Source organism: Streptomyces sp. NPDC001816, assembly GCF_042892235.1.
Classification (GTDB): domain Bacteria; phylum Actinomycetota; class Actinomycetes; order Streptomycetales; family Streptomycetaceae; genus Streptomyces.
In genome coordinates this window covers 93,658-111,403 of sequence record NZ_JBIATY010000020.1, presented here as the reverse complement: position 1 = coordinate 111,403, position 17,746 = coordinate 93,658, and the positions used below count along the sequence as shown (strand labels likewise).

Below are 17,746 nucleotides of genomic sequence, written 5' to 3'. Positions count from 1 at the left end.
GCTCGGCTCCCTACCGTCACCACCATGGAACAGGCAGCACACGACCGCCGCCGGCCCAAGGACGTGCGGGATTCCGTCCGTTGCGCCGGGGTCCTGCTCGCCCTGCTCGTGCTCGTCGACCGGGGCTCGGGCCGGTTGACGCTGTGGCGTTTCGCGCTGTGGTGCGCCCTCGCCCTGCTGCTGTTCCTCGTGCTGTATCCCGCCCGGGTCTCGGCCGGCGAGGACTGGCTGGCCTCGCGGCGGCTGCTGCGCGAACGCCGGGTCCGCACGGACCTGCTGGTGTCCGTCCGCTTCCTGGACGGCGTCGCCCAGCGCCTCGTGCTGAAGGACGCGCTCGGCGGCCGGGTGGAGATCGATCCCGAAGTCCTCGTGAACAACCCGGAGTTGTGGCGCCGCCTGGACGAGGGCGCGCGCAGAGCGGCCGACGAGGGCCTGCTGCTGTGCGGGGCGACCGCCCTGCGGCGCCTGGCCCGGCGCATCGACTCCGAGACGGCCCAGGCCGTGTTCAGGGCCTCCGGGCTCGACTGAGTCACTCACTGACTCAGGTGACCGGCCCCGAGGTGTCCAGCGCGGCCCCGGTCTGGTCGGCCAGGGTCACCGCGACCAGCCGCGCCTGGAGTGGCGGTACGGGCCCCGGGCCGGGGGTGAGCATGAACCGGCCGAGGTAGTGCCCGTTGCCGTACGCCCGCAGCTCGGTCTCGCCCTCGGGCCAGCCGGCGCCGCCCACGTCCCAGCTGCGCCGGCCCACCGTCACGCTGCCGTCCTTCTCCAGCCGCGGCGGACGCCCGATGAGGCTGCCGTACTCGAAGCGGCAGGCACGCAGGCCCAGCAGCTCGGTCAGCTCCTGGCGCACGTGGCCGACCACGACGTCCGCGGAGTTGGCGGACTGGGCGAGGGCGGCCGTGCGATGGATCCGGTCCAGGTGGGCCGCGTCGGCCACGGCGACGACCTCCAGGCGGCGGGCACGGGCGGCGAGCTGGGAGACGATCAGACCGACGACGAGCAGCAGGACCGCCGTCGCCACGTCCCCGGACGCCGTGATGTCGAACGTCTCGTACGGCCGAGTCAAGAAGAAGTCAAACCAAGCCACCGCCGACAGCGAAGCCACAACTCCCGCTGTACGACTGCCCAGCGCGGCCACCGCGACGACCACGACCACGAGGATCAGCGCGGCGTTCGTCCGCGACAGGTCCGTGCGCAGCGGCACGAGAGCGGCCGCCACCACGAGCGGGGCCACCGCGCCCGCCGCGAGGGCGAGACGGTCCCGCAGCGGCCACGCGGCCGGCCCCCGGCGTGCCCGGGCGGTGCGGTGCAGTCGGAATGTGCTGGTCTCGGTGCTCATCAGGCACCTCCTACGCTCTGCGCACTCTGAGGGTGCGCGTGCTGTTGTGCGAAGGGCAGCGACACGACCATGGTCAGGCCGCCGCCCGGGGTGTCCTCGGGGGTGAGGGTGCCGCTCATGGCCTCGGTCAGGCCGCGGGCGAGGGCCAGCCCGAGGCCGAGGCCGGTGGTGTTGTCGGTGTCGCCGAGCCGCTGGAACGGCTCGAAGAGGCGCTCCCGGCCGGCCTGGGGAAGCCCGGGCCCCCGGTCGACGACCCGCAGCTCCACCCGGCCCGCCAGCGCGCTGGCGGTGACCAGCACCTTCCGGCCGGGCGGGGTGTGCCGGGCGGCGTTGCCGGCGAGGTTGGCGATCACGCGCTCCAGCAGTGGCGGGTCGGCCAGCACCGCCGGGATCGCCTCGGTGTCCGCCACCTCGACGCCGGGGACGTCCGCCAGCGCCGTGGGCAGTACCTCCTCCAGGGAGGTCGCGCGCAGGTTCAGGGTGAGGGCGCCCGCCTCCAGGCGGCTCAGGTCGAGGAGGTTCTCCACCAGGCGGTTGAGCTTGGCCATGGACTCGTCGGCGGTGGCGAGGAGTTCCTCGCGGTCGGCGGCGGAGAACTCGACCTCGCTGCTGCGCAGGGAGGTGACGGCGGCCCAGCCCGCGGCGAGCGGGGTACGCAGGTCGTGGCCGACGGCCCGCAGCAGTGCCGTACGCATCCGGTCGGCGGCCTTGACGGGCTCGACCTCGGCCGCCGCCTCGGCCAGCCGGGCCCGCTCGACCGCGGAGCCGACGTGCGCGGCGAACGCGGCCAGCACCCGCCGCTCGGAGGACGACAGGGTCCGCCCGCGCAGCACCAGATGCTCCCCGGGACCGGCCGGTACGGCCGTCACCTCCCCGGCATCGGGCGGCTCGTCCACCAACTCCGCCGACTCCATGCCGAAGGTCTCCCGGGTGCGCTCCAGCAGCGCAGGGATGGTCGCGCCGCCGCGCACGATGGTGCCGGCCAGGGACGACATGGTCTCGGCCTCGGCGGTGGCCCGCGCCGAGCGGCGGGACAGCCTGAGGGAGCGGTCGACGACTGCGGCCACTGTGGCCGCGACGACCATGAACACCGCCAGGGCGAGCAGCGCGTTCGGGTCGTTCAGCGTGAACTGTCCTATGGGCGGGATGAACCAGTAGTTGAGCAGCAGGGACGCCGTGATCGACGCGATCACCGCCGAGGTGACCCCGCCTATGCAGGCCACGCCCACCACGGCGAGCAGGAACAGCAGCGCCTCGCTGGTCAGGTTCAGCGTCCCGCGCACCTGGGCGAGGCCGATCGTCAGCAGCACCGGGAGCACGAGCCCGGCCACCGGTCCGGCGATCAGCCGCGCGGTGGACAGGGTGCGCCGCCGGGAGGGCAGCAGGGTGCCGCGTCCGGCGCGCTCGTGGGTGACGCGGTGGACGTCGATGTCCCCGGACAGCTCGGTGACGGTCTCGCCGGTGCCGGGGCCGGTGACGAACCGTTCCAGCCGTCCCCGGCGGCTGGTGCCGAGGACCAGCTGGGTGGCGTTCTCGGCGCGGGCGAACTCCACCAGCGTCGTCGCGATGTCGTCGCCGACCACCGAGTGGTAGCTGCCGCCCAGGTCCTCCACCAGCCGGCGCTGCCGGGCCAGCGAGGCGTGCGAGACGCCGGCGGCCAGGCCGTCGCTGCGGGCCACGTGCACGGCCAGCAGGTCGCCCCCGGCCGATCGGGCGGCGATCCGCGCGGCCCGCCGGACCAGCGTGTCCCCCTCCGGCCCGCCGGTGAGCGCGACAACCACCCGCTCCCGGGTCTCCCACACCCGGCCTATGCCGTGCTCGGTGCGGTACTCCTGCAGCGCCGCCTCGACCCGGTCGGCCACCCACAGCAGCGCCAGCTGGCGCAGCGCGGTCAGGTTGCCGGGCCGGAAGTAGTTGGCGAGGGCCGCGTCGATCTTCTCGGGCGCGTAGATGTTGCCGTGCGCCATACGCCGGCGCAGCCCCTCCGGCGGCATGTCGACCAGTTCCACCTGGTGGGCCCGGCGGACGACGTCGTCGGGGACCGTCTCGTGCTGGGGCACATGCGTGATCTTCTCGACCACGTCGTTCAGTGACTCCAGGTGCTGGATGTTCAGCGCGGTGATCACGTCGATGCCGGCCGCGAGGAGTTCCTCGATGTCCTGCCACCGCTTGGGGTTGCGGCCGCCGCCCGGGACGTTGCTGTGGGCGAACTCGTCCACGATCGCGACCTGCGGGCGCCGGGCGAGCACCGCGGCCAGGTCCATCTCCTCGAACTCACCGCCCCGGTAGCCGCACCGGGCCCGCTGGACGACCTCCAGGCCGTCCAGCATGGCTTCCGTGCTCGGCCGCCCGTGGCACTCGGCGAAGCCCACCACCACGTCCGCCCCGCGGGCGGCACGGCGCCGCCCCTCGTCGAGCATCCGGTAGGTCTTGCCGACCCCCGGGGCCGCCCCGAGGTAGACCTTCAGTCGTCCGGGCCGTACGTCACTCATCGCCGCCGACGCACTCCGCTCACTGGCTCAACTCCCTCGGGAGGGCGGGTCACTGCTCTCAAGGAAGCGCTTCCGGGCTCCGAGGGGTGCCCGTGTTAGCGATTCCTTGGCACCGGTCCCGGGGACCTTGACACTGTTTTGACGTGCTGCGGCCGGATAGGGTGAAGGCGGTGTGCCGGGAAGTCTGGTCGGCCGGGAGCCAAGGTGGCTCCTGTGTAGCCCCAGGGGGACGGCATGCGCAGCGTCGGGACGGTTCTCGCACTGGTGGTACTGGCCACCGTCGTAGCGACCTTCGCGCGCCGTTGGCGCATCCCCGCGCCCTCCCTGCTCGTCGTCGCCGGCCTCGCCGTGGCCCTGCTGCCGGGCACCCCGCAGATCGAGATCAGCCCCGAGATCATCGGGCTCGTCGTGCTGCCGCCGCTGCTGTACGCGAGCGCCGAGGACATGCCCTGGCGGGAGCTGCGGGCGGTGTGGAAGCCGGTCGGGATCCTCGCCATCGGCCTGGTCCTCGCCTCGGCCGCGGCCGTGGGCGCGGTGGCCGCCACGGTGACACCGCTGTCCTGGCAGATGGCGCTGGTGCTGGGCGCGGTGCTGGCCAGCACCGACCCGGTGGCGGTGACCGCGCTCGGCCGCAGGCTCGCCCTGCCGCCGAGGGTGCAGGTCCTCGTCCAGGCGGAGAGCCTGTTCAACGACGCGACCTCCCTGGTGCTGGTCCGGGTGGCCGCGGGCATCGCGGTCGCGTCGGCGGCGGCGAACTGGGGCTCGGCGGGCGGCAAGTTCCTGGTGCTGGCCGGCGGCGGCACGGTGATCGGCGCCGCGGTGGCCGGGGTGGTGGCCCTGATCCGGCGGCGCACCGAGGAACCGGTCCTGGAGACCGTGATAGCCCTGGTCACCCCGTACGCCGCGTATCTCCTGGCGGAGGCCGCGCACACCTCCGGGGTGACGTCGTGCGTGGTGGCCGGGGTGGTCCTGGGCGGCCGCGGCGACCGGCTCACCAACGCGCGCATAAGACTCCAACTGCACGCCGTGTACGGCACGGTCGTGTTCCTGCTGGAGAGCGTGGTCTTCTCGCTGATAGGGCTGGCGCTGCCCGCGCAGGTGCGGGCGCTGGCCGACGGCGACCGGGCCTGGCCGCTGTACGCCCTCGCCGTCGCCGCCACGCTCATCGCCGTACGCCTGCTGTGGCTCGCGCCGCTGTCGGCGGTGGTCCAGCGCAAGGGCGGCATCGGCCGCCTGAACTGGCGGGTGCCGGTGGTCCTGACCTGGGCGGGCACCCGGGGCGTGATGCCGCTGGCGGCTGCCCTGTCCATCCCGGAGATGACTAAGAGCGGCTCCCCTCTCACGGACCGCCCCCTGGTCCTCGTCCTGACCACCTCGGTCGTGGTGGTCACCCTCGTCGTCCAGGGCTTCACCCTGGCCCCGGTCGTCCGGCGCTCCGGCATCGCCCTGGAGCCCGCCCACACGGAACGCGAGGAGGTCGAGGCCCGCTCCCGCCTCGCCCACGCCGGACTCGCCCGGCTGGAGGAACTGGCCGAGCTGGAGGCCGTACCGGACGTCGTCCTCGACCGCCTGCGCCGCGGCCTCAACGCCCGCCTCGATGACGCCCGCGACCGCCTCGCCGAGAGCAACGGCACCGCCGCGGCCACCGAATCCGCCGACCTGGTCTACCGCCAGCTCCGCCGCGACCTGATCGCCGTGGAGACCGAGGAACTCCAGCGCCTCTACGACGGCCACCGCATCAGCGACACCACCCGCCGCCGGCTCCAGCGCTCGCTGGACCTGGAGGAGGCGCGGCTGGCGGACGCGTGAGGGGCGTCCCGGGATCAGCGGAACTCCGCCAACCTAGGCCGCAGCCCGAGCGCCGTGAGCGCCATCGACGCAAGCAGCAGCGCGACCGCCCACGGCAGGAGCGTGTCCACCGCCGAACGGCCGTCGCGCACGGACGAGTCGAAGTGGGCCTGGTTGATGCCCTTCACCTTGTCCAGCGCCGCCATCCACGCACCGAAGTGGGCGTTGGAGGTGCCGGGCTCCCAGCCCATGCAGAACTCGGTGGCCGCCCGCTCCTGCCCGGTCGCGACCAGCGAGCGGATCTTGCGGTCGTCGTGCTCGTAGACGACGTACGCCCGCACGGTCCGCTCCGCCGCGGTGCGCTCCCCGGGAAAGGTGATGTTGTCCAGCTCACGCCGGAACTCGCCGGTGAAGCGCAGGTCGTGGCGGTCGGTCTCGTAGGCCTGCCAGGTGTTGGCCAGCTCGCGGTCGTAGGTGGCGAGGGTGGCGCCCCGGATGCCGTACAACTTCTGGGACTTGGCGAGGAACGCCCGCTGGTACTGGTCCCGGCGCTGCGGGTCGAGCAGGTAGCGGCTCTCGTCGGCGTTGGCGTCGTAGGCGATGGCCCGGGCCCGGGAGAGCGCGACGACGGAGTCGAAGGCGTCGCGGCGGGCGCCGCGCAGGTTCTCCGACGACGAGGTCAGCAGCTGCGCGCCGAGGACCACCGCGAGCAGCGTGCACACGGTGGCGGCCAGGACGGCGGGGTTCAGGATCCGGTGGAAGCGGCGGGCCAGGTACCACTGCAGAAGGCCGAGCACGGCGAGCAGGAGGACGCCGAGCGCGACGACGGCGGCGAGCCGGCCGGCGAGGGCGGAGCGGGCGGCGCCGTACTCGCCGTCGAAGACGCGGTCGTTGGAGGAGACCAGCGTGCGGGACTCGGGGAGCAGCCTGCTCTGCAGCAGGTCCGTCGCCCGCCGGTAGTCGACCAGGGCGGACGCCTTGCCGCCGGCGTGCCCGTCGTTCTCCAGGGCGCGGCCGATCAGCTCCTGGTACTCGGCGAAGTCGTCGGTCAGGTTCTCCACGGTCTTCTCGTCGGACCGGTCCCCCTGTGCCGCGACGGCGAGCGTCCGCAGGTCGTGCCCGATCTCGCGCCGGGCGTCGCCGTAGAAGCCGACCGCCTTCTCGTACGGCGTCCGCAGGCGGCCCTTGCCCGCATCGCCGCTGGACAGCAGCATGTTGGCGGCCTGGGCGTCCATGTCGTTGAGGGCGAGGTTGAGGTCGGCGGCGCTGGTGGTGCGCGGCGCGTCCCGTCCGGCCACGCTGTCCCAGGTGCCGTTCGCGGCCAGCCCGGCGACGGTCAGCAGTACGGCCACGGCGGCGGCGAGCAGGAGCGTGGCCGCGCGCAGAAGACGCAGCCGTGCGGGCACGGTGGCCCAAAAACGGCGGCGCAGAGCGGCCCGCGCGGCCACGACCTGCTGCTGAGGGCGCAGCCCCGGACCCGGATCGCCCGTCCGCGACCCCCCTCGTCTCCGCGGTCCGGGGCTGCCCCCTGACGGATCCCGTCCTGACGGAGTGCCCCCCTCGGTCCGAGGACCCTGCGCTGTTTCGGCCGTGAGAGTCACGGTCCCTCCAACGTCACGCCACGGACGGTCTCCCGTCCCCCGTTGCCGATCAGTCTGCGACCGGATCCGGCCATGGATGGCTGATGTTGACGGTTTCCTGATGGCTACTCAGCTCGGTTTGACGGCCCTTTGACGGCGGCTCCGGAGTCGCCGTATGAGTGCCGCAAATTCCGCACGCTTCGGGCGGGTTGGTGCCGCATGCGGCGTTAGATTCGCTGTCGGCCGCCACTGGGGCCGCAGGCGTCAGCGGCCCCACCCGACCGGTGGAGTCCCCACTCCGCAGTGGCGCGAAGGCGGTCCGGTGCGTGTCCCGAGGACAGGCACCCGCGCACCGACGTCCTTCATCCCATCGCTGACGTCGGTGCGCCCCGTGCGGTGCCGGGGCCCCGGCACCGCACGGACCGTGGCCACAGTCCCTGTCCGCCCTCAAGGCACGAAGGTGTCCATGCTTCCCGCCGCCCCCGAGCAGGCTCGACCGTCACGTCCCCGGCGCACCATCAGGCCCTTACCGGAACGAAGGGGGAGACGCCGGGCCCCGAGCGGGCTGTTCGAACCCGTCCAGCTCGTCCGCTCCTTCCCCGAGGCGCTGCGCAAACTGCACCCACGCGCCCTGGTCCGCAACCCGGTGCTCTTCGTCGTCTCCGTCGGCGCGGCCCTGACCACCCTGTCCGCCCTCCTCCACCCCGCCGTCTTCACCTGGGTCATCAGCCTCTGGCTGTGGCTGACGGTGGTCTTCGCCAACCTCGCCGAGGCGGTCGCCGAGGGCCGCGGCAGGGCGCAGGCCGAGTCGCTGCGCAGGGCCCGTACGGACACGGTGGCGCTACGCGTGCTCGACTGGCGCTACGGCACCGATCCGCGCACCGCCCGCACCGAGGCGGTGGCCGCGAGCGCGCTGAAGCCGTTGGACGTGGTGGTGGTCGAGGCGGGCGAGATGATCCCGGCGGACGGTGACGTGGTCGACGGGGCCGCCGCGGTGGACGAGTCCGCCGTCACCGGTGAGTCGGCGCCGGTGATCCGGGAGTCGGGCGGGGACCGCAGCGGGGTCACGGGCGGTACGACGGTCCTGTCCGACCGGATCGTCGTACGGGTCAGCGCCCGCCCGGGCCACAGCTTCCTGGACCGGATGATCGCCCTGGTGGAGGGCGCGTCCCGGCAGAAGACACCGAACGAGATAGCGCTGAACATCCTGCTGGCCTCGCTCACGATCATCTTCCTGCTGGTCGTGGTCACCCTCCAGCCGATGGGCGAGTACGCCGGAGCCGCCCAGTCGACGGCGGTGCTGGTCGCGCTCCTCGTCACCCTCATCCCGACCACGATCGGCGCCCTGCTCTCCGCGATCGGCATCGCCGGCATGGACCGGCTGGTGCAGCGCAACGTCGTCGCCCTGTCCGGCCGCGCGGTCGAGGCGGCGGGCGACGTGAACACCCTGCTGCTCGACAAGACCGGCACCATCACCCTCGGCAACCGCGAGGCCGCCGCCTTCGTCCCGCTGCCCGGCGTCGACGAAGGGCGGCTCGCCGACGCCGCCCAGCTCTCCTCGCTGGCCGACGAGACCCCGGAGGGCCGCTCGGTCGTCGTCCTCGCCAAGGAGCGGTACGGGCTGCGGGCGCCCGCCGAGGGCGAGTTGACGAACGCCCGCTGGGTCGCCTTCAGCGCCCGCAGCCGGATGAGCGGCGTCGACCTGCGCTGGGACAACGGAGCCGTGTGCGCCATCCGCAAGGGCGCGGCCCAGCAGGTGATCGAGTGGGTGCAGATGTACGGCGGCCAAGTGCCGCCCGAGGCACGGATGTACGCCGACGCCGTGGCCGCGTCCGGCGGCACCCCGCTGCTGGTCGCCGTGCACGACTGGGACGGGCCGCGCGTCCTCGGCCTGATCCACCTCAAGGACGTCGTCAAGGACGGCATCCGCGAACGCTTCGCCGAACTGCGCCGGATGGGCATCCGCACGGTCATGGTCACCGGCGACAACCCGCTCACCGCCCGTGCCATCGCCGAGGAGGCGGGCCTGGACGACTACCTGGCCGAGGCGACCCCTGAGGACAAGCTCGCGCTGATCCGGCGGGAGCAGGCCGGCGGCAAGCTGGTCGCCATGACCGGCGACGGCACCAACGACGCCCCGGCCCTCGCCCAGGCGGACGTCGGCGTGGCGATGAACACCGGTACGTCGGCCGCCAAGGAGGCCGGCAACATGGTCGACCTCGACTCCAACCCGACCAAGCTCATCGATATCGTCGAGATCGGCAAACAACTCCTCATCACCCGGGGTGCGTTGACGACGTTCTCCATCACGAACGACGTCGCGAAGTACTTCGCGATCATCCCGGCGATGTTCGCGGGCTCGTACCCCGGCCTGGAGTCGCTGAACGTCATGGGCCTGCACAGCCCGACCTCGGCCATCACCTCGGCGATCATCTTCAACGCGCTGATCATCGTCGCGCTGATCCCGCTGGCCCTGCGCGGGGTGCGCTACACCCCGTCCTCGGCCCACGACCTGCTGCGCCGCAACCTGCTCGTGTACGGGCTCGGCGGGCTCGTGCTGCCCTTCGTGGGCATCAAGCTGATCGACCTGCTCGTGTCGGGGGTGCCGGGCCTTGGCTGAAGCCCGCCAGGCTCCCCGTCAAGGACGCGTATGTGCACGTCAGAGCCCCGTCAGAGATGGGCGTTCCGGCTTGCCCGGCGGATGCGGGACGGCTTCCATGGAGCCTGTGAACAGCGCCTGGCTTCTCTTCGACCGGCCGCCGAGTCCCGCTCGGCCGTCGCGTCGTCAGCCGCGCTGAACGGAAGCGCCCGCGTCCCGCCGACGCGCGTCCGCCGACGCCGCTTTCCGTGACCCGAGGGGCGCCGTGATCGGCTCCGGCGCCCCTCGCTCCTCCTTCTCCACCGCACGCCCACCGCCCCTTACCGGGCCGTGCCGGCGTGCCCGCAAAGCCCGGATGGGACGATGTCCAACTCCACCCTTTCCTCCCGCACAGTCCTGGTCACCGGCGCCACCTCCGGCATCGGCTACGAGACCGCCCGCCGGCTGGCCGAGCGCGGCGCCACCGTGCTGCTGCACGGCCGTACCGCCGAGGAGGCGCGGGCTGCGGCCGACCGCCTCATCGCCACGACAGGAGCCCAGACAACCCAACTACACCCGTATGGCGCGGACTTCACCCACCTGGAAGAGGTGGAGACCCTCGCCGGCGCGATCGTCTCCGCCCACCCGCACCTGGACGTCCTGGTCAACAACGCGGGCATGGCGGCCCCCGAGCGGCACACCGTCACCGCCGACGGCAACGAGATCGCCTTCCAGGTCAACTTCCTCGCCCACTACCTGCTCACGTGCCTGCTGGAGCCGGCCCTGACGAGCGACCCGGGCGGCCGGGTCGTGAACGTCTCGTCCTCCCTGCACCGCACGGCCTCCATCCAGTGGGCCGACCCCAACCGCGCCCGCCGCTACTCCCGCCTCGCCGCGTACGCCCAGTCCCAGCTCGCCCTCACGGTCTTCGCGGCCGACCCGCGCGTCACCGCCGTGTCCGTCCACCCGGGCGTATGTGACACCGCCCTGCTTCCCCTCTACGCCCACGAGGGCGGCTCCCCCGCCGAGGGAGCCGCGCACGTGATCCGGCTGTGCGACCCGGCCGTCGAGATCGTCAACGGCGCCTACTACGACCGCGACGAGCGCGTCGACCCGGCTCCGGCCGCGACCGAGGACCGCACCGTCAGGCGCCTCGGCAAGCTGGCGGACCTGCTGGTCGGCCGCACCGCTTGAAGAACCCTCCAAACGGACCACCACCGTCCGCCCCCCTCACATCCGCAGCCGGTACGGCAGCATGCACACCACCACGTCCGTGCGGGCCCGCAGTACGGTCGCCAGTAGCAGGCCCCGCTGGTTCTGCAGGATCTCGTAGCGGCGGTGGCGGGGTTCGACCTCGGGGATCAGGACTGCGATCTGCCGGCCGTCGCGGGCCGCGTTCCGTACGTACTCGACCATCGGCTGAACCAGGGAGCGGTGCGGGCTGTCGATGATGTCGAGGCGTACCCCCGGGTTCCAGCGTGCCCACGTCTCCTGGAGGGCGCGGGTCTTGTCGGGGTCGTTGTGGACGGCGACGGCGACCACCTCGTCGCCCAGCGCGAGGGCGGCGCCGATGGCGTGTCGGGCGAGTCTGCTGACATCGCCGAGCGGGACGATGACCAGGCTCCCAGGGCGCGGGGCGGGCGGGTCGGGGATGCGGCCGAGGCCGAGTTCCTCGCCGACTTCCGTGTAGTAGCGCTGGATGCGGGAGAACAGCAGCATCAGCAGCGGTACGGCGATCACGACCACCCAGGCGCCCTCCAGGAACTTGGTGAAGAGGAGGATCAGCGTGGCCAGGGTGGTGAGCACCGCCCCGGTGCCGTTGATGAGCGCGCGGTGCTTCCAGCGCGGGGGTCGCTCGGTGGCCCAGTGCCGGACGAGACCGAGCTGGCTGAGCGTGAACCCGATGAACACCCCGATCGCGAACAGCGGGATCAGCCGGTGGGTGTCGGCGTCCGACGCGATGAGCAGCAGCGCGGCCAGCAGGGCGAGCGCCACCACGCCGTAGCGGTAGACGGGCCGTTCGGCGCGCAGCCCGAACAGGTGGGGCAGCCGGTGGTCGCGGGCCAGCAGGCTCATCAGCACCGGCAGCCCGCCGAAACTGGTGTTCGCCGCGAGCAGCAGGACCAGGGTGACGATCAGGTTGGTGGCGTAGTACGCCCAGCCGTCGCCGTAGGCGCCTGCGGTGAGCTGGGCCAGGACGGTGACGCCGCCACGCGGGGCCACGTGGTCACGGCGGATCAGCACGGCCAGGCCGATCAGCATCAGGCCCAGCAGCCCGCCCAGCATGAACTCGGTGCGCTGGGCGCGCCTGACCCGCGGGGTGCGGAAGGTCGGCACGGCGTTGGCGATGGCTTCCACGCCCGTCAGCGCCGAGCAGCCGGACGAGAACGCCTTGAGGAGGAGGAGAAGACCCAGGGTTTCGTGCGCCTGGACGGGCTGCTCGGTGCCCACCATCGCCGCCGGATGGGAGCGGAGCAGGCCGCCGACCACGACCCCGAGGATGGCCACGATGAACAGCACCGTCGGCAGCATCAGCACCCGGGCGCTGTCGGCCACACCACGCAGGTTCACGACCGTCAGCAGCGCGAGGCCCACCAGACACACCAGCAGCTTGTCCCGGGCCAGGTCGGGGAACGCAGAGGCCAGGGCGTCCGCGCCCGCGGTGAGGCTGACGCAGACCGTGAGGACGTAGTCGACGACCAGACTGGCCGCGGCCAGCAGGCTGGAGGCCGCGCCCAGGTCCTTCTTGGCCACCGCGTAGGCGCCTCCGCCGTCCGGGTGTACGGCGATGACCTGGGCGTACGACACGACGAGCGCCGCGAGCAGGAAGGTGATCGCCAGCGTCACCGGCAGGGTGGCGGCCAGCGCCGCGGTCCCGGCCGCCACCAGCACCAGCACGATGGCCTCGGGGCCGTACGCGACCGAGCTGAGCGCGTCCAGCGACAGCGCGGCCAGCCCTTCCAGACTGGTGAGGTGGTGCTTCTCCCCCTCGCCCGGGCGCAGCGGGACCCGCGGTTCCAGCTCACGACGTGCCAGGCCATACGCCATCGGGACCTCACCACGGACGGCAGGACGGTCCGGACCAGTCTCCGCGCGCGACGGCCGTACGGCTCCTCGGGATCGGCCGTCCGCGTGCGCATCCCGTTTCACGAGGGGCACGAGTCACCCCACGAATCCTCTGTGAATGTGTGCAGGAGGCCCACATGGGCCGCACACGGTCTTCCGAAAGCCTCGTTAGCGTTTGCAGGCCGCTCGATCCCGCGTGCGAACGCGTCGACTCAGAAAGACCTCACATGGACTACTGCTCCTCGTGCCGTCGGCATCTGAACGGCGCCCTGGTGTGTCCCGGCTGCGGCGCGTACGCCCCGGACATAGCCCCGCGGACGCCGCCGGCCGTCCCCGCGGCGCGAGCAGCCGCCCCTGCCACCACTCCCGCCGCCTGGTACGACGACGATCTCGCTGTCGGGCCCACGCCGTCCGCGATGGACGAGGCCGCGTCCGACGACGTGGAGGACGCGCCCGCCGCCTCGCAGGGACGGGCCGCCCGGCGCCGCCAGCTGGCCCGGTGGAAGAAGAACAAGCGCCGGGCCGCGGTCGCGTCGGCCGTCGCGCTCGTCGGCGGCGGGCTCACCCTGGCCTCGATGGACCGCCAGTCCGCCGACCGGGCCCAGGCGGCCTCGGCCCCGGACAACCGGCCCATGGGCGCCACCGACGGGGAGACCGACGCCGGCACTCCTCCGGTTTCGACACCCCCCGGCCACCACCGGTCCCCGCGCACCACGACCCCGGCCCACACCCAGCAGCCCGCGGCCGCCGCCCCGCACCGGCAGACCGCCGCCACCGCACCCCGGATCACCGTGGTGAACACCCACCCGGACGCCGCGGCCGCTCCGGTCCCCGCACAGACACCGGCCGCGCATCAGCAGGTCCCCGCCCCGGCCTCCAACGGCAGCGGCACCGGCACCGTTGCCCAGCAGCCGTCCACCCCCACTCCCGCGCCCTCGACCAGCAGCGGCACGGACTCGGGCACGCCCCGGACGAGCCCCTCCCCGGCCGCGACCTCCCCGTCCCAGCTCTGCCTGCTCGTGGTGTGCCTGGGCTGACCGCCCGGCCCGTCAGTTGTTCCAGGTCTCGTCGTACGGATCCTGCGGCGTCGGTACCGGCTTCGCCGAGGTGACCGACAGGTACGGGATCGGGCCGTTGTTGACGGGGTCGTGGGTCAGCTTGGCGGTGTAGGTGCCCGTGACCTCCAGCCAGGCGTCCGGTTGCAGGACCGGGGGCAGCTTGCCGGTGAGGGCGATCTTCACCGGCTGGGCGTCCGCCGCGCAGCAGTTGAGGGCCATGCGGACGAGGTAGGGCGCACCGCTGTGGTCCAGGGCCAGGAAGCCGGTGACGCGGACCGGGCGGCCGTGCAGGGAGCGGCCGTGGTCGTAGGCCGCGCGGGACGCGTAGTCGACCACGCTGAGCGGGACCGGATCACCGGCGGGCAACTTGCCGTATCCGTACGGCTGTTGCAGTGCGGTGCCGGTGCGCAGGGCGCTGTAGGAGCCCAGGGCCGGCGGGGCGACGAGGATGAGGGAGAGCAGGGGGAGCACGAGGAGCCAGGAGATACGCGGCTCCGGGTGCGCATGGCCGGCGTGGGCGGTGGCCTTCGCCGCCCTGTTCCGCTTGCGTTCGTACCACGCCGTCGCCAGGGCCGCCGCGATCAGGACCGCGCCCGAGGCGAGCAGCATCGGCTGCAGGCCCGCCTTGACGTAGCGCAGGTAGAGGTCGGTGGCGCCCGCGTGCACAAGGGCGGCGCCCAGCAGGAACATCACTGCCGCCTGGGCCTGTCGGTTCACAGCAGCACCGTCCCGGTCACCACGGCGCCCGCGACCGCCAGCGCGAACGTGGCGGGGGCGAAGCGCAGTGCGAAGGCGCGGCCGAAGGTGCCCGCCTGCATCGCGAAGAGCTTGAGGTCGATCATCGGGCCCACCACCAGGAACACCAGCTTGGCCGTCAGGGAGAACTGGGTGAGGGAGGCCGCGACGAACGCGTCCGCCTCCGAGCAGATGGACAGGAGTACGGCCAGTACGGCGAGGGCCAGGACGGAGACCAGGGGGTTGTCGGCCGCCGTGCGCAGCCAGGTCGCCGGGGTCGCCGCCTTCAGCGTGGCCGCAGCCATCGCGCCCAGGACCAGGAAGCCGCCCGCGTGCACGGTGTCGTGCCGGACCGAGTTCCAGAACGTCTCGCCCCTGGTCGCGCCCTCGTGCGCGCCGTGGGCCGGCGGGCGCAGCCAGTCCGTGCGGCCCAGCCGCTGCCACAGCCAGCCCATCGCGCAGGCCACCAGGAGGCTGGCGACGAACCGGGCCAGGACCATCTCCGGGTTGCGCGGGAAGGCGACGGCCGTGGCGGTCAGGACGATCGGGTTGATCGCGGGGGCCGAGAGGAGGAAGGCCAGGGCCGCCGCGGGGGTCACGCCCCGGCGGACCAGCGCTCCCGCCACCGGCACCGAGGCGCACTCGCAGCCCGGCAGCACCGCGCCCGCCATCCCGGCGACCGGTACGGCCAGGGCGGGCCGGCTCGGCAGGGCACGGGCGAAGAAGGACGGGGGTACGAAGACCGCGATCGCCGCCGAGAGGAGGACCCCGAGGACGAGGAAGGGCAGCGCCTGGACCGTCACGGCCACGAACACCGTCATCCAGCTCTGCATCAGCGGGGTCCCGAGGACCCCGCGGATCGGGGACTGGGCGAGCACCGCCAGCAGCAGGGTCATGGTGAGGATCAGCGGGGAGCTGAGGCGCCGGCTCTCCGGTCCGTCCTGACCTGCGTGGCCCTCCCGGCCTGCCTGGCCCGGCCGTTCGCCCGGTCCGTCGTCGGACGGGCGCGCCGGGTCGCGTCCGGTGGCGCCGGGCGGGGCGTCTTCGGTGATGGCCACGGGCGAGTACCTCCGGCTGTGCGCTGCCTCTCCCTCCCCATCAATACGCGAGGGCGGGCACGGGTGTTCACTTCGTTGCTGGAACCACCTGTCTCCTTGGGGCAGTCTTTTCCCTCGTGGCGAGCGTTCCGTATCAAGGTGGGTCCGGCGCCCCGGCGGCGCACATGGTGGTCTGCGGTGACGACGGGCTCGCGCACCGGCTGGCGGCCGAGTTGCGCGGAGTCCACGGCGAGCAGGTCACCCTCGTGGTGCCGCCGAGCGAGCGCACGGCACGGCCCCCGGTGGTGGGGCGGGCCCGGGCCGCGTCGGCCGCGCTGCTCGACCGGGTGGTCAGCGCCGCCGTCGGACTGGGCGGTGGCAACGGCGGCAACGGGACGACGGGGAGCGGTGGCAACGGCGGTAACGGCGGCAACGCCCACCGGGCCGACGGCGAGCGGGTGTTGGAGGCCTTCGAGCTGACGGAGGCCGTGCTCGCCGAGGCCGGTGTGGAGCGGGCCGCCGCGCTGGCGCTCGTCCATGACGACGACGAGACCAACATCCGGGCCGCGCTGACCGCCCGTCGGCTCAACCCGCGCCTGCGGCTCGTCCTGCGGCTGTACAACCGTCGGCTGGGCCAGCACATCGAGGAACTCCTCGACCAGGCCGCCGCGTTGGCGTCCGGCGCGACGGCGGCCGATGGTGCGGAGGCGTCCACGACCGTGCTGTCCGACGCCGACACCGCCGCGCCCGCGCTGGCCGCGGCCGCCGTCGCCGGCACGACCAAGGTCGTCCAGACCGAGGGTCTGCTGCTGCGGGCCGTGGAGCGGGCGCCGTCCGGGGACGGGCAGATCGCCGCTCCGGGGCTGTGCACCCTGGCCCTGCTCTCGGCGCCCGGCAGGGATCCGGCCGGGGCGGACGGGTCCGACGGCGGCAGGGAGCAGGAACCCGTGCTGCTGCCGGACGACGAGGAGGTGCGGCAGGCCGCCGGGCGGGCCGCCGTGGTGCTGGAGCAGGTGTCCTCCTTCGGCGGTCCCGAGGCGGCCGCGACGGGGCGCGGGATGGGGGTCGTACCGCCGCTCGCCTCCCTCTTCTCGCGGCGGCTGCGGTGGTCGCTGGCCGGGCTGGTGGGGTGTGTGGTCGCGCTCGCCGTCGCGCTGTGGGTGGTCACCGGGATCCATCCGTTGAGGGCCTTCTACCTGACGCTGCTGGACCTGTTCGCGATCGACGATCCGGCGCTCGGCGCGTCCCTCGGGCGGCAGATCCTCCAACTCCTCTCCGGGCTGGTCGGGTTGCTGTTGCTGCCGGTGCTGCTGGCGGCGGTGCTGGAGGCGCTGGGCACCTTCCGGACCGCGTCCGCGCTGCGCAAGCCGCCCCGCGGGCTCGGCGGGCATGTGGTGCTGCTGGGCCTCGGGAAGATCGGTACGCGGGTGCTGACCCGGCTGCGGGAGCTGCACATTCCCGTGGTGTGCGTGGAGTCCGACCCGGAGGCGCGGGGGCTCGCGACCGCGCGGCGGCTGCGGGTACCGGTGGTGCTGGGCGATGTCACCCAGGAGGGGGTGCTGGAGGCCGCGAAGATCCACCGGGCGCACGCGCTGCTCTCGGTGACCAGCGCGGACACGACGAATCTGGAGGCCGTGCTGTACGCGCGGTCGGTGCGGCCGGATCTGCGGGTGGTGCTGCGGCTGTACGACGACGACTTCGCGACCGCGGTGTACCGGACGCTGCGGGCCGCCCATCCGCAGGCGTCCACACGCAGCCGGAGCGTGTCGCATCTGGCCGCACCCGCGTTCGCCGGGGCGATGCTGGGGCGTCAGGTGCTGGGGGCGATTCCGGTGGAGCGGCGGGTGCTGCTGCTCGCCGCGGTCGAGGTGGCCGGGCACCCGGAGCTGGAGGGGCACAGCATGGCCGAGGCGTTCCGGGCGGGGGCGTTCCGGGTGCTGGCGCTGGAGGGCCGCGCCGACGTTCCCGGCGACTATGTGCTCCGCAAGGGAGACCGGGTCGTCGTTGCCGCTACTCGCCGGGGGCTGGCCGAGCTGGGCTGACCCTGTCCAGGGGGCTCCGCCCCCTGGA

12 protein-coding genes are annotated in these 17,746 nt (G+C 73.3%); 6 read left to right on the top strand and 6 right to left on the bottom strand.

Annotation, left to right across the window (positions count from 1 at the left end; translation table 11 throughout):
- Positions 1-24: 24 nt before the first annotated feature.
- Positions 25-528 carry a hypothetical protein gene (locus ACFYZZ_RS43440; RefSeq protein WP_389189040.1) on the top strand — a complete coding sequence of 168 codons (504 nt, stop codon included), beginning with the start codon at positions 25-27 and terminating at the stop codon, positions 526-528.
- Positions 529-541: 13 nt separating this feature from the next.
- Here the strand turns inward: ACFYZZ_RS43440 and ACFYZZ_RS43435 are convergent, their stop codons facing one another.
- Together ACFYZZ_RS43435 and ACFYZZ_RS43430 are read right to left on the bottom strand one after the other, a co-directional pair.
- Complete coding sequence (locus ACFYZZ_RS43435; RefSeq protein WP_389189037.1) at positions 542-1,342, bottom strand: DUF4118 domain-containing protein; 801 nt, start codon at positions 1,340-1,342, stop codon at positions 542-544.
- Entirely contained in the window at positions 1,342-3,834 is a 2,493-nt protein-coding gene (locus tag ACFYZZ_RS43430; RefSeq protein WP_389189034.1) for an ATP-binding protein, read from the bottom strand. Before ACFYZZ_RS43430 ends, ACFYZZ_RS43435 begins: the two co-directional genes overlap by 1 nt.
- A gap of 234 nt (positions 3,835-4,068) precedes the next feature.
- Between ACFYZZ_RS43430 and ACFYZZ_RS43425 the strand changes: the two genes are divergently transcribed.
- Positions 4,069-5,643 (top strand): Na+/H+ antiporter, encoded by a 1,575-nt coding sequence (locus ACFYZZ_RS43425; protein WP_389189031.1) that lies wholly within the window; start codon positions 4,069-4,071, stop codon positions 5,641-5,643.
- A 14-nt stretch (positions 5,644-5,657) separates the two neighbouring features.
- On the opposite strand, the gene ACFYZZ_RS43420 is transcribed toward ACFYZZ_RS43425, so the two are convergent.
- Positions 5,658-7,070, bottom strand: coding sequence for a hypothetical protein (locus ACFYZZ_RS43420; RefSeq protein ID WP_389189028.1), 1,413 nt, complete (start codon positions 7,068-7,070; stop codon positions 5,658-5,660).
- A 598-nt stretch (positions 7,071-7,668) separates the two neighbouring features.
- Between ACFYZZ_RS43420 and kdpB the strand changes: the two genes are divergently transcribed.
- Both kdpB and ACFYZZ_RS43410 read left to right on the top strand, forming a co-directional pair.
- On the top strand, positions 7,669-9,822 hold the full coding sequence (gene kdpB, locus ACFYZZ_RS43415) for a potassium-transporting ATPase subunit KdpB (RefSeq protein WP_389189098.1): 2,154 nt from the start codon (positions 7,669-7,671) through the stop codon (positions 9,820-9,822).
- A 342-nt stretch (positions 9,823-10,164) separates the two neighbouring features.
- Positions 10,165-10,974, top strand: coding sequence for an SDR family NAD(P)-dependent oxidoreductase (locus ACFYZZ_RS43410; RefSeq protein ID WP_389189025.1), 810 nt, complete (start codon positions 10,165-10,167; stop codon positions 10,972-10,974).
- Positions 10,975-11,010: 36 nt separating this feature from the next.
- On the opposite strand, the gene ACFYZZ_RS43405 is transcribed toward ACFYZZ_RS43410, so the two are convergent.
- Complete coding sequence (locus tag ACFYZZ_RS43405; RefSeq protein ID WP_389189022.1) at positions 11,011-12,828, bottom strand: APC family permease; 1,818 nt, start codon at positions 12,826-12,828, stop codon at positions 11,011-11,013.
- 245 nt (positions 12,829-13,073) lie between these two features.
- On the opposite strand from ACFYZZ_RS43405, the gene ACFYZZ_RS43400 reads away from it, so the two are divergent.
- Complete coding sequence (locus ACFYZZ_RS43400) at positions 13,074-13,883, top strand: hypothetical protein (protein ID WP_389189019.1); 810 nt, start codon at positions 13,074-13,076, stop codon at positions 13,881-13,883.
- Positions 13,884-13,895: 12 nt separating this feature from the next.
- Here ACFYZZ_RS43400 and ACFYZZ_RS43395 read toward each other — a convergent pair whose 3' ends face one another.
- Complete coding sequence (locus ACFYZZ_RS43395) at positions 13,896-14,621, bottom strand: TIGR03943 family putative permease subunit (protein ID WP_389189016.1); 726 nt, start codon at positions 14,619-14,621, stop codon at positions 13,896-13,898.
- Positions 14,618-15,697, bottom strand: a complete 1,080-nt coding sequence (locus tag ACFYZZ_RS43390; protein WP_389189013.1) for a permease — start codon at positions 15,695-15,697, stop codon at positions 14,618-14,620. Before ACFYZZ_RS43390 ends, ACFYZZ_RS43395 begins: the two co-directional genes overlap by 4 nt.
- Before the next feature lie 164 nt (positions 15,698-15,861).
- On the opposite strand from ACFYZZ_RS43390, the gene ACFYZZ_RS43385 reads away from it, so the two are divergent.
- Positions 15,862-17,718, top strand: a complete 1,857-nt coding sequence (locus ACFYZZ_RS43385) for an NAD-binding protein (protein WP_389189095.1) — start codon at positions 15,862-15,864, stop codon at positions 17,716-17,718.
- The last annotated feature ends 28 nt before the right edge of the window (positions 17,719-17,746 follow it).

Coding starts and splice junctions, on each gene's coding strand:
- ACFYZZ_RS43440 (WP_389189040.1), top strand. CDS start 25: ATGGAACAGGCAGCACACGACCGCCGCCGGCCCAAGGACGTGCGGGAT.
- ACFYZZ_RS43435 (WP_389189037.1), bottom strand. CDS start 1,342: ATGAGCACCGAGACCAGCACATTCCGACTGCACCGCACCGCCCGGGCA.
- ACFYZZ_RS43430 (WP_389189034.1), bottom strand. CDS start 3,834: ATGAGTGACGTACGGCCCGGACGACTGAAGGTCTACCTCGGGGCGGCC.
- ACFYZZ_RS43425 (WP_389189031.1), top strand. CDS start 4,069: ATGCGCAGCGTCGGGACGGTTCTCGCACTGGTGGTACTGGCCACCGTC.
- kdpB (WP_389189098.1), top strand. CDS start 7,669: ATGCTTCCCGCCGCCCCCGAGCAGGCTCGACCGTCACGTCCCCGGCGC.
- ACFYZZ_RS43410 (WP_389189025.1), top strand. CDS start 10,165: ATGTCCAACTCCACCCTTTCCTCCCGCACAGTCCTGGTCACCGGCGCC.
- ACFYZZ_RS43405 (WP_389189022.1), bottom strand. CDS start 12,828: ATGGCGTATGGCCTGGCACGTCGTGAGCTGGAACCGCGGGTCCCGCTG.
- ACFYZZ_RS43400 (WP_389189019.1), top strand. CDS start 13,074: ATGGACTACTGCTCCTCGTGCCGTCGGCATCTGAACGGCGCCCTGGTG.
- ACFYZZ_RS43385 (WP_389189095.1), top strand. CDS start 15,862: ATGGTGGTCTGCGGTGACGACGGGCTCGCGCACCGGCTGGCGGCCGAG.